The sequence below is a fragment of the Moorena sp. SIO3A2 genome (assembly GCF_010672265.1).
Lineage (GTDB): Bacteria > Cyanobacteriota > Cyanobacteriia > Cyanobacteriales > Coleofasciculaceae > Moorena > Moorena producens.
In genome coordinates, this window is sequence record NZ_JAAHHC010000027.1 from 86133 (window position 1) to 98363 (window position 12231).

A 12231-nucleotide genomic window follows, 5' to 3' on the forward strand; every position below is an offset into this window, starting at 1 on the left:
TATGCACCCCTTGATGGTCTAGTCAGATCAATTTTTAGTGGTCTTGTAGGTATCATAACTATCCAGCCCACTAACAAAGGGAACCGCTCCATATCGACCTTTGAGGTAGCCTTTCTGTAGGGACTCATCCTCACGAATTTTAAAATCTAGTAAAGAATAGAGCTTAGTGCTATTGTTGCTATCTTTCTCCATCAACCATACCTGGTCTTGATTTACTATGTCTCGATCTAGGAAAGTTGTATCGTGGGTAGTAACAATCAATTGAGCGTTATTTTGATTAGCTGCTTTATCATTAAATTCCTTGATTAAATAGGTTGATATTTCTGAATGTAAGCTGCGGTCTAGTTGATCAATAATTAAAATTTATCCATTATCCAAAGCATTTATCCAATATCCTCCAATTTCACATAATCGTTGGATACCATTTGATATGTCGATATGACCTCCCTTGATTAATTTTAAAAAATTTTCACTATAATTAGTATATCTATCAAATTTCAAAGCAGTAAAATTAGATAGATTTTGGAACCTTGCTGGAATTAACTTTAACTTAGAGCTAAACCAGATAAATATCTTTCCTAACTGAGGATGGTTATTTTGGGCGGCATGAGATAGAAATAAAGAATTTGAGCTAACACAACCCTTAATACGTTCCTTCTCGCCTTTCAGCCCTCGCCCAAAATACCAATCATACTCCTGTTCTTCTGAACGATAGTTACGCTCAAACCACGTTTGAGGACGTCCTTTGGGATACGCGATTAGCCACTCTTCGTACACCCGCTCTTGGTCTAAGGAAAATCCGTATTGGTAGCGAATATTATCCTGAATGAAAATAATTTCAAAACAGCTCGGCTTCTGCTGGTAGTCAGCATTTAACCGAAATGGTTCGATATTCCATCTACTGCCAAGCTGCATGCCAGTAGCGGACTGGAGCACAATCTGACCCATGGTGTGGATTGCACGCACCAGATTACTCTTCCCGGAAGCATTAGGACCTTGACATCTCCCCCGGTTAAAACACGGAGGATTCTATGAGGATGTTACGCAGTAGCGGTTTTCCCGTACTGCTATCGGCTTTCGCCGACGCTTCGCGAACACTTCTCATTCGATATGATTTTTTAAGAGAATTAAAAACGTCATACCGATGCGGGAGTGTCAAAGCTCCCCTACCCACCTTGGTTAGGTCTAGACCTAACTGTTTGGCTACTTTCCTAGCAATGTTTCCCGCACCATTACAGTCTGCATTGACTAGGTATCCTTGCTTTGTCCTATACAGTCCACGCCTTACTCTTTTTCCCGAAGGTTGCCATCCACTGGGTTTTTCACCGTGTCTTGGTAATGGGTCTTCGTCTAAGTATGACGCCTTGCTTGTATAAGACTCTTCTGTTACTGTCAGTTTAATACCATACTCTGGGCATAATTGTTTCAATCTTTCTATTAGTCTCTTTGTCGGGATTACGACAAATTTTTGATTCCCTTTTCGACCTATATTTATTGAATCTTTTTGTCGTTCGTTCCAACCAATCACAATGTTGCCAATTCGGTCATTGAGGCAGCGATTAACAATAAAGCGAGCCGTTTTATTGACTGTATCCCGGATCTGGTTGTTTCGCTTCAGTTGAACTCTATCTAAGTTAGCATCCCAATAAAAATCAGACTTTCCGGTTTTATATTTTGCAACTAGACGAGCATAACCCTGGTTCATTGACTTTAGTTTTCGCCCATCAATAATCAGACTTTGCCCATGAGTCGATAAACCTGTTAGCCAGTTATCTCCACCATGATCGAAGCTCCACGCTTGAGAATAGTCAAGACTGGGGTTAAGGTCTATGGGCTGTTTCCCGTCATCTATGACCCAGTCGATCCATAATTGGCCTAAGCATGGTCGGACAGTGACCTCCTTAACCCAATCTGAATCAATAAAATCTGGAGGGGACAAAGTTATATCACAAAGCAGTTCAGGTTTACTCTCTTTACTGATTGAGGGATAGAAGAACCCATTCCTGTAAGTCAAAGCTTGCTTAGGAAAAGTAACAGCAGCCAATCCGCCTTTTTTTCTATATCTAAGAAGTTTTGGCCTATCAACTTCTCCTTTATAGTAAAGTCCAACTAATTTGTTATAACTTGTTATTGATTCAGCCACAGACTTAAGGGTTTGTTGAGCAGACTGAGCTGCCATCGCTCTATAGTGAGGGTTCTCTTTTAGTTCTTTACAAAGTTCTGCGTATTTTACCCCGCACTTATAGGTCTTCCACCCATATCTCAACACATCCCCTCTCCAGAAAGTAGTATAAGCTTCTGGTTGTTGCTCCAACCAAGAGTAATGTTTTTGCTTCGCATAATAAGTTGCACAATTCCCTAGGCTATTAGCATTCTCGCATTGGAACAACCAAAAGGCTTTTTCCTCCTCTGAAAAACTAGCTTTGACTGGAATGGTCTTGTACACTTGTCATCACCTCCTTGTTTTTTTATATACTCTTAGTAGAGAGGTTGGTTCTGAAGATGTCAACAATAAATGAGTGGAAAACCAGAAAAAGAATGCGGGGAGTACCCGTACATCATTATGAATTGAAGAAGCCCCATACCGTTTGGCTAACTGGGACTACTTGGAAGTGGCTTCAATTATCAGCTAGAGAATCAAATACCAGTGTGGGAGAACTTGTATAAAAAATTATTAGATCTGAAATAAAGAAAGACGCTTAGAGACACGACTGGGTCAACCCAGTCTCTCTGTTTCACCCTCGGTCTAAAGACACAAGGCTCTCACATTTCAAGAAGTTTTGGTAGACCACAGCGCTGGTGAGTAGGCGCAGAGACTTAACATTAGGCATCGGGAAACTATTGCTATTCTCGCCAGTTTTTTTCTTAGATGCCACCATGCTCAAGGTCTGGCGCTCTTTAAATGAGCGATAATTTTCTACGCTGAACTCAACTAGCATCACTAGGGTCTCCCATGCTGACTTAGGGATTATCCATTAACTTTCGTCAATGGTAAACAATGGTAAAGGAATGATTTAGTTGATTATAGGAAGCTAGTTAGTAGAATGCGATCGCATTCGTTCCTAGTAATACCAATTACACCAAATATTGGTACACCTTAATCCCCTATATCACCGCCTTACATTATCAGTTTATCATCTTATGACCTGATTCCCGTATCCTCTGTAGCAAAAAGAAATAAAATTGTTATCATTTAGGTTGTAGGGTGGGCAAAAACAGTTTATTTTTTTTTAGTATTAATGATTATCTTAATTTGCCCACCCTACTTGAATTGGTATTTATTTGACTTTTATGGTGGACAAAAACTGTTGGATTATTCTGAATACTCTAGATTATCTTACTTTGCCCACCCTACTTGAATTGGTATTTATTTGACTTTTATGGTGGGCAAAAACTGTTGGATTATTCTGAATACTCTAGATTATCTTACTTTGCCCACCCTACTTGAATTCCTAAAAAGGAAGCTCATCATCCATTCCTATTCTCAGTTTATTCCCTGATTTGTTAGGTAATTCAATCACACCCGCTATCAACTTCCAACAAGGATCATCATCTTTTTTCCAATAATCAGGTCGCCAAGGCATGCTGAGACTAACCGTAACCAAACACTGATTTTGTGGTCGATAGCCTAACTCTAAATGCCTAACAAATACGGGGTCAGTAATCGTAGCAGTCAATTCTTGTCCACAATCTGTTACCAGTGAACCTTCCCATTTTTCTACACCCTTATCTCTGACACCAATAGGTTGAACCAAGAACTCCACAGCTTTCACCAGTTGTAGTGTACAGCGTTGCTCTACCGGTAATGACTGCAAGAAATTCACGGTTACATAGCGCTCATTATTATGGAGAATGTATTTTTCCCGGCTGCAAAACTTATTGAGATATCCAGCGGGAACTTGTCCTACTCGTCGCCATTGTCCTGGTAATACCAAAAGATTTTCATACTCAAAGCCAAAGTCGGGTCCAGTTTTAGCCAAAGGAATATCTAAAATATCCAGTAAAGTTGGTTCCCTTCCCGCAATCTGACGCATTGGTTTCGGAATGCGACCATCCGGTAAATCAGATACAGGACGAATCCATTGACGTTTAAGGGAATTAATTCCAGCGATACATCTCTCGCCATGCTTCCAGGAGTTAGCCAAGCAAATAATCTGAGTCATGCTGCTATCTAATCCCAAGTAAGGTTAGTTTAGACGTAAGCATTCAGCGGTCAGCGGTCAGTGGTCAGTGGTCAGCGGTCAGTGGTCAGCGGTCAGCGGTCAGTGGTCAGTGGTCAGCGGTCAGCGGTCAGCGGTCAGCTTATTTTATTCAAAAGCTGTTCGCTGTAGCTTCGCCACAGGCGAATGCCTGAGAGCTGAGAGCTGAGAGCTGAGAGCTGAGAGCTGAGAGCTGATAGCTGATGGCTGATAGCTGATAGCTGAGAGCTGATAGCTGATAGCTGATAGCTGATGGCTGATGGCTGAGAGCTGAGAGCTGAGAGCTGAGAGCTGAGAGCTGATAGCTGATAGCTGAGAGCTGAGAGCTGAGAGCTGATAGCTGATAGCTGACTGATGCTTTTCTATGGTCTTAGCAAAGGGGATTTGGGATAAATCATAGGTGAACTATTTTTATAGTTCCCAATTTTTGACTCAGATATTCTGCTACTAAACGGCGATGACAGTTATGGGGAGTAGGTTCACTACACAGCAAACAGCTACCATCTAATAAATCTGGTGATACTGTCTTTTCGATTTCACGCTCTGTAATTAATTGTAAGAACTGTTTTTCGTAGGTTTCCCAATCGCCATTATTTTTTTTATAGGTATTTAGGATATCCTTGGTCGGAGCCAATTCTAGACGATGTATATAGTCAATATTCCCAATTTGCTGCAAAAAGTATTCAAAATCCGTCTTTTTTGTGAAACCAGCTAATTGAGATTTATTATTCAGTCTCGTATCGATAACTCGCCTTACTCCAGCATTAATCAGAAGCTCAAAGAACTGTTGAGCACTCTTTTTAGTAAACCCAATTGTAAATAAATTAATAGTTTTATTCATAGTCAGGGTCTTGATAAGGCAAGCTATCAGCTATCAGCTCTCAGCTCTCAGCTCTCAGCTATCAGCTATCAGCTATAGCGCTATGCCCACCCTACGAAAGGTTTATTTCAAGCATTAGGCTGACCACTGACTGCTGACTGCTGACTGCTTACTTGATAAGCAATAGTATCCCCTTGCCTATGATAAACTTCCTTAAGTCTATCCTCCCGAGAGCAATTCTCCCAGTTATCCATAGATGTCGGGTCATCAAATAGGGAAAGTTGCTTCGGTTGATTGATTTGGGAATCACTTAACCCATGAGAGCTGAGCAGCCTTTCTTCTAACTCCTGATGGGACTCTAAGCTGCCATCATTTAGAATATGATTAATCTCTAAACCGGATTTCACTAAATGTTGGCAGACTAAAATTGTCCGATGGCAAGTGATCGGGTCTTTTTCAGCACACATCAAGGCAATTTGGTAAGTTTCAGCCCCTTGAATTACCCGTTTAAGACCCGCTGAAAACAGGTCAGTGGCGGCAATTTTTTCATATAACGCTTTACCACCAACATAACAACTGAGATCAGCCGGTCTTGCCCCCAACTCCTTACCCAGAAAGACATAGCGAATTCCTGCTGACAATAGTTCCGCCTTGAGGGGGGCTTGACTAAAATGAGGTAAGTAACGGCTGTAAGGATGCGATCGCACATCAGCCACCGCCGTAATTTCGTGCTGCTTCAGTAAAGCAATAAAATCTTCAATACTGAGATTAGAATGACCAATAGTGAATAATTTACCAGTATTACTACCAGTATTACTAATTTTACTAATCATCCCCAAAAAGCTCCATTATTGCCATTATTTGTGTCCTTTTATGTCATCAAATAAATATCACTTGATCCGTTTTACTAAGGTAAACTATGCTCAAATTATAGCAATTATAATCATAAGTGAGGTACACAGTATTTTTCCCGATTCCCGATTCCCGATTCCCGATTCCCGATTCCCTGCTCCCTAAAACCCATAACTTTGTACCTGACCGAATTTAAAACCGCTGTAAGCATTAGGCTGACAGCTGACCACTGACAGCTGAATGCTTACTCCAATTCAAGTTAATTAGGTTTAGGATTAGGCGATTCCACTGGTATAAATGGAGTAACCTCAACTCTCACTTTAAAGGGTTTACCTAGCTTAATATTAACCGAATCCTCAAACCTCTGTACCTGTTCCGATGTAATCGGTTTTGTTGAACGGATATCCATTTCGATAGAAGGAGGATTAGTTTTCCGATTGATCTTCCAAGTAGAAACTTCTGTTATACCTGGTTTGTTAAACACTCGACTCTTATTAATCAATTCCTGAACTGGCTCCTCAACTCTTCCTTGCTCAAGCACGTCCCAAAAGGTAAGTCCTAGGGGCACGACTAATACAGCAATCAGCACTAACGAGAATCCCCAGTTTAAAGACCGGCTGAGTTCAGTACTCTGAGCATACCCGCTAAAGACATAGACGATCATGCAAGCTAGGTTAATCCCAATCAGGTTAGTAATATAGAGGAGAAATGCGCCCTGACTATAGGCCCATTCTCCCTGGGATAGGGTTAACCCAACGACACAAAGGGGAGGCATGAGGGCTACTGCAATTGCTGTCCCTGGTACCGCATCTTCTAAAGACGGACGAATTTTAGAGAAACCACTAATTCCCCCGGCCACGATCGCAACTAGTAAATCAATCAGATTAGGTTGAGTTCTTGCTAAAACTTGGGCTCCAAATTCAGGGAATCCGATAACTGTACCAACTAACCAAGAACAACTTATCCCCAGTACGGTGCCTACAGCAATGGAAACAAAACTACTCCGTAACAGTTGCCAATCTCCTTCCAAGGTAGCAAAGGACAATCCTCTTAAAGGCAACATCAGAGGAGCAATAATCATCGCTCCAATAATCACCGCAGCACTGTCGAGCACTAGTCCAAATGTAGCAATTAAGCAAGAGCTAATGATTAAGACTAAGAAATTGAGGGTAAGTTCTGATTCCTCAACCAGAGAATTCCTTACCATCATAATTGGAATTGCCTTTAAGCCAAAGTTCCTGAAAAGATTCAAGGTTTTGGAGACTCTAGTTTTAGTCTTTTGATTCTTTTGATTCTTTTGGTTTTCCTTTTCCATAGATAATAGACGATGCTCCCGACTATTGAGCTAAATTATCTTTCACCAACAGGTATTGACAATTGACACTAAGTAAGGTATAATTAACGACTTCACAATCTGACTGGTAGATCGGATAATCATTAGGTAACGTTACTGCTCCTACCAGTCATTACTATTAAATGAGACGATTGTCAATGAATTCTATTTTTTCACTAATTCAACAGTTATTGATCAATTGGCTACTAATCTTAATAACTGGATCGGTAACCCTTAGTGCTCTAAGCTATGTGGGTGAGTTAATCAGCGCAATTTACCGGTTGATGTCCGGATCTGAGGCTCTCAACTGTTGGCACGAGTGCAGGCACAAGCAGAAGCGATCGCAAGCACTGGCTTCGGCTTAGTAGTTGATACCTTTAACTAGTTTGTAGACTTAATCCTAATTTTACTCATCTGATTTTATCTCTCTTCTGTCACTCTAGGCAGAAGAGAGATAATAAGTTCACAAATATAGCAGTCGAAGTAAAGATTAAGACATATTTCTATTTCCTATTCCCTATGCCCTGTTTCCTTTAAACGCAAATACTATGTCGTCAACTATACTTCTGTTGCTATAACTTCACAATCCCAGAGCCGACCGAGTTGCAGCTCCGACAATTCCATCTACTGTTAAATCCTTTAGCTTCTGGAATTCCTTAACAGCTTCCTCAGTAGCCGGACCAAAAACGCCATCTACCTCGAGCATAATAGTTGCTTTAACTAAAGCTTCCTGAACTTCGCGAACATCATCACCTTCGAGATAAGGTTTAGTCAGGCTGAGTCTTCTTTCTGGAAGAGATTCGTTAGTTTCTCCAAAGCCAACTATGGGGGCTTGATTTAGTCGCGCTTCAGTATTTGGTCCGAAAATCCCATCTTCAGCAATGGGTTTGTCCGGATTATATTGGTTCCAGAGTCGCTGAAACGCTTTTATAGCAAGACGACCTAGGTCTCGTCTTGCTCTGCCCCTATAGTCAAAGTGAGGTCTGTCCGCAGGTCCAAACCACCTCCAACCCTCCCGCTCTAGATAAGGTCTCCAGCCTTGATCGTCATTGATATCTATTGCTAAACCACGTTGGTGATCACTTTTACCAGGAGGGGCCACCAAACGAATACCACACCGTCTAACTTTACCATGATTGAATAGCATTAGTTGCTGAGCAATAGTTCGGTAACCAGAATTTACCGAAAGGGTGCGACCACGAGCCTTAATTGCCCGTGCCAGGGACTGCTGAGCTGCTGCCTGAAGGAAAGGGTGAACTGCTGGACCATTAGCCACATCTAGGTCGGCAAAACTCACCAAGCTATTGGGTGCAATGCTTTCATTTCATCAATCAGCTGCTGGTCTAGTCCCCGCAGAACAGAAGTAGAGCAGCCAGGAGCCTGTCGAACAGTGGTTAATCGATTTTTTGCGATCGCTTGTGTCTGGATCAGGGTTTCAAGTTGATTATCTATCAGGTTAATTTGGTGACAATGCTCACAAAAATCTGCATGTTCTGTTTGTTCTGATTCGAGATTGCTTTCGAGATTGCTATAGTCTGCCATCACTATAAATTTAGGATATATACCTAACTCAATGGTTTACTTTAGTTGCTTTCCCTGAAATCTTGCACCACTGTCACTAGCCGTAGCTTCGGCAATATAGCGCTACGCGCAAGCTCCGCGAACAGCCGTCAGTGATCAGCCGTCAGCTTATTTTATTCAAAAGCAGCTCAAGTATTTTGCGCTATGGGCATAAACTTTTCCCGTAGTCTGGCCACATGCCTTGGCCAAAGGCCACGCTACGCGAATGGCTGATAGCTGATAGCTGATAGCTAATAGCTGAAGGGTATATTAAGTTATCCCTAGCTTAATCTTAGAGTGGAATAATTGCCTACCCTAACTATTTAGGTGCAATAATATTTCAGTGCTATTTTGATTATGAGCAATACAATAATCCTTTGACAGTACCCTTGGGGGTACTTTTTAAAGGACTCGTTAGTGATTATATTTGATATAATTAAAGATCGTGCCAGATGTGTTGAACAGGCAAAAGAGAAAAGCGATTGCAATCATAACTAAGAGACGGCAATCGCTGCAAATCCAAGTTTTACCGAAAAAATAATTAATTAATTATTTTTCTTATCTATATCATCCATTATTTTCTTACAGACAGGTTGTTTTGGCCATACTTGTTCCCGGAGAGATTCAAATAGTTTCCAAGCTTGACGGTAATCTCCCCCAGTACTCCTCAAAAAAGTTTTAGATTCATAAATGACGGCAACCATATCCTCACCATATTTTTTTACACATTTATGACTAGAAGAGTCTGCCAATTTTTGAAATTTCTCTTGAGCCTGAGTATACTGTTCAAATGCATCCATATTTTTACTACTAAAAACATTATTCGCGGCATGATAGTTCCTTTGGTCTTTTGTAAGACTAGGTTGGTTGTTAATAATAACAATACCCAATAGTGGTAGCAACAGAAGTGCTCCGACGATCGGATTCCCTTTAGAGTCTCCTGGTTCAGGAGGAGCAGTATCTTTAACAGATGAGTTTATCTCTTCGACAACCTCATGAATGTTGTAGTTTCTGAAATCGAACCATTCTCTACCTTTCCGCTTCGATTGAAAATTTTTAAAATCTTTAAATTTGCGATGAAGATCTTTTTCTACTCCACTAGAGTCCAAGCAGCGGATCAAAGAGTAAACCTCAAGATCATAAGTACTTGAAGTCCTCAGTTGAGCTAGTCTTTCCTCCGGTCTACTTGAAGTTTTTACAATTTTGTAGAACCCAGTCGGCTGTTGATTGCCTTTAAGCTCCTCAATCAAGGAAACGTACTCGATTTTTTGCTGAGTCAATTGGTAATCACCCTCTTGGAAAATTCAAGAGGATCTACAAGAGTTAAAGGATGCGTTCCGGAAAACTACAAAAAGGTTAGATCGGCACAGCCAACACTACGCGATATTCAGGTTCTACTATAGATCAGGCTTGTTGTTAATAATTTTCCTGGGAATGAGGAAACAATGTATTAGAAATTAACATAGTTTTTAAAATAACAATCGGCTGATCAAATACTGGTTGATATTATTGTTGACATATCAAATCAAAATGCTATAGTAACCTGTTAATTCTCAAGCTTCATATCGGCAAAGTGTTCCATCAGCATCCGGTGGATAAAGATGTAACCTCCTCCTACTTTTTGTAGGAAGATGCGATCGGCGGCATAGTCGAGGAAGTGGGCATAGTTCCATCGGATGTAATTGTTGGTTATAATACCTACCTGTTCAACACCTTTTCCCATCGCTTACTGGACATGCCAGTGTTTTTGATATTTTCAGAGGTTATATCACCCCCCATCACGAACATCTGGTAGAGGAGGATGCGATCGCTTTTAGCGGAAGCGAAGCTTCATCGCGAAGCGTGGCCAAAAGGCCAATCCCATAACTCCAGCTACGCAACATTTACAAAAGCGATCGCGTAGCGTGGCCTTTTGGCCAATCCCATAACTCCAGCAACTATCATCCCTGCTTCACTTAAGGTGCGGTCGGAGCTAATCCAAATCACTTAACAAAAATTTAAACGTCATGGTTTTCCCATAACCATAAGCTATTCCCATAGGGTGCGCGTAGCGCATTAGCTGATAGCTTACCCCTTGAATTATCCTTAATATTTCTAGACTATAGCTTTTATTATAGCTATGAGGTACACAGGATTTTTTACCTATTACCTCTTGCCTCTTGCCTCTTGCATCTTACCTATTACCTCTTACGTTCGCTTAGCGTAGCCTCACTCCCTGCTCCATTCTCCCTGCTCCCTACTCCCTAAAACCATAAAACCCTAAAATTTGTACCTCATTACTATGAGAATTAATATAATGATTTTAACTCTAATCAAGTCCCGTCGGACATTGATAACCTTAACAGTTACAGTTGCCATTGTATTAATTTCACTCAAGGCAGCAAGTGCAATACCATTGTTTGGTGCCGGTGCTTCATTTCCCCAACCCCTTTACCAGCGTTACTTTTCCCAATACCAACAAGAAACCAGCGTTAATGTAAATTACAGTACCATTGGCAGTGGTACTGGTATTGAGGAATTCATTAACGAGTCTGTTGATTTCGCTGGCACTGATATGCCCCCAACCGATGAGGAAAAAAGTCAGATGAAACGGGGCTTGCAAATGGTGCCAACAGCGGGGGGAGCTGTGTCAGTCATTTACAATCTCCAAGGTGTAGTGACTTCTGTCAGACTATCTCGCGATACTTTAGGGAAAATCTTTACTGGTCAAATTGGTAATTGGAAGCAAGTTAACACTTACCTGCCCAGAAGAGACATCAAAGTTGTTGTGCGCTCAGATAGTAGCGGTACCAGTTTCATATTCACCAAGTACTTGAGTGCGATTACCCATGGTCTGATCAAACCTAGCCCAACACCAGATTGGGGCTTCAAGGTCTTCTCAAGCCGTCCTCAAAATGGTGGAGTAGCTGGGGAAGTGCGGCGGATTGACGGTGCCATTGGCTATGTAGAGGCTAATTATGCTGTAGAAAACAACTTCCCTAGCGCTAGGATTGAAAATCAAGAGGGTCGCTATATCAAGCCTAGCCTTGACCAAGCCAGTAAAGGGCTGGTCAATGTGGAGTTTAACCAGGACTTCACCCTCAAACTTAACGATCCAGCCGATGGTTATCCAATTGTGGGTCTAACTTGGCTGCTACTGTACCAGAAGTACCCCAATCAGGCCAAAGCCCAGGGGATAAAAGATATGGTTAATTGGATTCTCACTAAAGGTCAGGACCTCAACGGGGAACTAGGGTACACCAGGATTCCAGAGGATATTGCTCGCCAAGCCATTCAAGCAGTGAATCAAAACATCACCGTTGGTTCATAGTAGTGGAGTAGGGTGGGTTATTGTAACGGGCAAGATGCCCGTTCCACCAAGATGCCCGTTCCACCAAGATGCCCGTTCCACCAAGATGCCCGTTCCACCAAGATGCCCGTTCCACCAAGATGCCCGTTCCACCAAGATGCCCGTTCCACCAAGATGC

Annotated in this window: 14 protein-coding genes; 2 read left to right on the plus strand and 12 right to left on the minus strand. The window is 41.7% G+C overall.

Annotated features, from left to right (window positions below; translation table 11 throughout):
* Positions 1–27: 27 nt before the first annotated feature.
* The 5 genes from F6K64_RS25330 to F6K64_RS25350 form a co-directional block, all read right to left on the minus strand.
* A complete protein-coding gene (locus F6K64_RS25330) occupies positions 28–363 on the minus strand; it encodes an AAA family ATPase (RefSeq protein ID WP_353814901.1) in 336 nt (111 codons plus the stop codon).
* Positions 364–966, minus strand: coding sequence for an AAA family ATPase (locus tag F6K64_RS25335; RefSeq protein WP_502708069.1), 603 nt, complete (start codon positions 964–966; stop codon positions 364–366).
* Positions 967–1012: 46 nt separating this feature from the next.
* Positions 1013–2446 (minus strand): RNA-guided endonuclease InsQ/TnpB family protein, encoded by a 1434-nt coding sequence (locus F6K64_RS25340; protein WP_287266693.1) that lies wholly within the window; start codon positions 2444–2446, stop codon positions 1013–1015.
* A gap of 289 nt (positions 2447–2735) precedes the next feature.
* Positions 2736–2939, minus strand: a complete 204-nt coding sequence (locus tag F6K64_RS25345; protein WP_044492370.1) for a hypothetical protein — start codon at positions 2937–2939, stop codon at positions 2736–2738.
* A gap of 513 nt (positions 2940–3452) precedes the next feature.
* Positions 3453–4163, minus strand: coding sequence for a dual OB domain-containing protein (locus F6K64_RS25350; RefSeq protein WP_287266696.1), 711 nt, complete (start codon positions 4161–4163; stop codon positions 3453–3455).
* A 67-nt stretch (positions 4164–4230) separates the two neighbouring features.
* On the opposite strand from F6K64_RS25350, the gene F6K64_RS25355 reads away from it, so the two are divergent.
* The gene (locus tag F6K64_RS25355; RefSeq protein ID WP_154659690.1) at positions 4231–4368 is read left to right on the plus strand and encodes a hypothetical protein; all 138 of its coding nucleotides are present in this window, start codon (positions 4231–4233) and stop codon (positions 4366–4368) included.
* A gap of 225 nt (positions 4369–4593) precedes the next feature.
* Here F6K64_RS25355 and F6K64_RS25360 read toward each other — a convergent pair whose 3' ends face one another.
* The 7 genes from F6K64_RS25360 to F6K64_RS25395 all read right to left on the minus strand — a co-directional run bounded on the left by F6K64_RS25360 (position 4594) and on the right by F6K64_RS25395 (position 10487).
* Positions 4594–5040, minus strand: coding sequence for a DUF488 domain-containing protein (locus F6K64_RS25360; protein WP_071106076.1), 447 nt, complete (start codon positions 5038–5040; stop codon positions 4594–4596).
* A 107-nt stretch (positions 5041–5147) separates the two neighbouring features.
* Positions 5148–5852, minus strand: a complete 705-nt coding sequence (locus F6K64_RS25365; RefSeq protein WP_287266697.1) for a DUF488 domain-containing protein — start codon at positions 5850–5852, stop codon at positions 5148–5150.
* Positions 5853–6130: 278 nt separating this feature from the next.
* A complete protein-coding gene (locus F6K64_RS25370) occupies positions 6131–7186 on the minus strand; it encodes a DUF389 domain-containing protein (RefSeq protein WP_083373903.1) in 1056 nt (351 codons plus the stop codon).
* A gap of 598 nt (positions 7187–7784) precedes the next feature.
* Complete coding sequence (locus tag F6K64_RS25380) at positions 7785–8501, minus strand: peptidoglycan-binding protein (RefSeq protein WP_287266698.1); 717 nt, start codon at positions 8499–8501, stop codon at positions 7785–7787.
* Positions 8498–8746, minus strand: a complete 249-nt coding sequence (locus F6K64_RS25385) for a hypothetical protein (RefSeq protein WP_287266699.1) — start codon at positions 8744–8746, stop codon at positions 8498–8500. Before F6K64_RS25385 ends, F6K64_RS25380 begins: the two co-directional genes overlap by 4 nt.
* A gap of 563 nt (positions 8747–9309) precedes the next feature.
* A complete protein-coding gene (locus F6K64_RS25390) occupies positions 9310–10044 on the minus strand; it encodes a GIY-YIG nuclease family protein (RefSeq protein ID WP_287266700.1) in 735 nt (244 codons plus the stop codon).
* A 266-nt stretch (positions 10045–10310) separates the two neighbouring features.
* Positions 10311–10487, minus strand: a complete 177-nt coding sequence (locus F6K64_RS25395; RefSeq protein WP_287266701.1) for a hypothetical protein — start codon at positions 10485–10487, stop codon at positions 10311–10313.
* A 573-nt stretch (positions 10488–11060) separates the two neighbouring features.
* Between F6K64_RS25395 and pstS the strand changes: the two genes are divergently transcribed.
* Positions 11061–12074 carry a phosphate ABC transporter substrate-binding protein PstS gene (pstS, locus tag F6K64_RS25400; protein ID WP_287266703.1) on the plus strand — a complete coding sequence of 338 codons (1014 nt, stop codon included), beginning with the start codon at positions 11061–11063 and terminating at the stop codon, positions 12072–12074.
* Positions 12075–12231 lie beyond the last annotated feature (157 nt).

What these genes read in the sequence shown, in the direction of transcription:
- pstS (WP_287266703.1), top strand. Translation starts at nt 11,061, where the DNA reads ATGATTTTAACTCTAATCAAGTCCCGTCGGACATTGATAACCTTAACA.
- F6K64_RS25350 (WP_287266696.1), bottom strand. Translation starts at nt 4,163, where the DNA reads ATGACTCAGATTATTTGCTTGGCTAACTCCTGGAAGCATGGCGAGAGA.
- F6K64_RS25385 (WP_287266699.1), bottom strand. Translation starts at nt 8,746, where the DNA reads ATGGCAGACTATAGCAATCTCGAAAGCAATCTCGAATCAGAACAAACA.
- F6K64_RS25365 (WP_287266697.1), bottom strand. Translation starts at nt 5,852, where the DNA reads ATGATTAGTAAAATTAGTAATACTGGTAGTAATACTGGTAAATTATTC.
- F6K64_RS25370 (WP_083373903.1), bottom strand. Translation starts at nt 7,186, where the DNA reads ATGGAAAAGGAAAACCAAAAGAATCAAAAGAATCAAAAGACTAAAACT.
- F6K64_RS25395 (WP_287266701.1), bottom strand. Translation starts at nt 10,487, where the DNA reads ATGGGAAAAGGTGTTGAACAGGTAGGTATTATAACCAACAATTACATC.
- F6K64_RS25345 (WP_044492370.1), bottom strand. Translation starts at nt 2,939, where the DNA reads ATGCTAGTTGAGTTCAGCGTAGAAAATTATCGCTCATTTAAAGAGCGC.
- F6K64_RS25360 (WP_071106076.1), bottom strand. Translation starts at nt 5,040, where the DNA reads ATGAATAAAACTATTAATTTATTTACAATTGGGTTTACTAAAAAGAGT.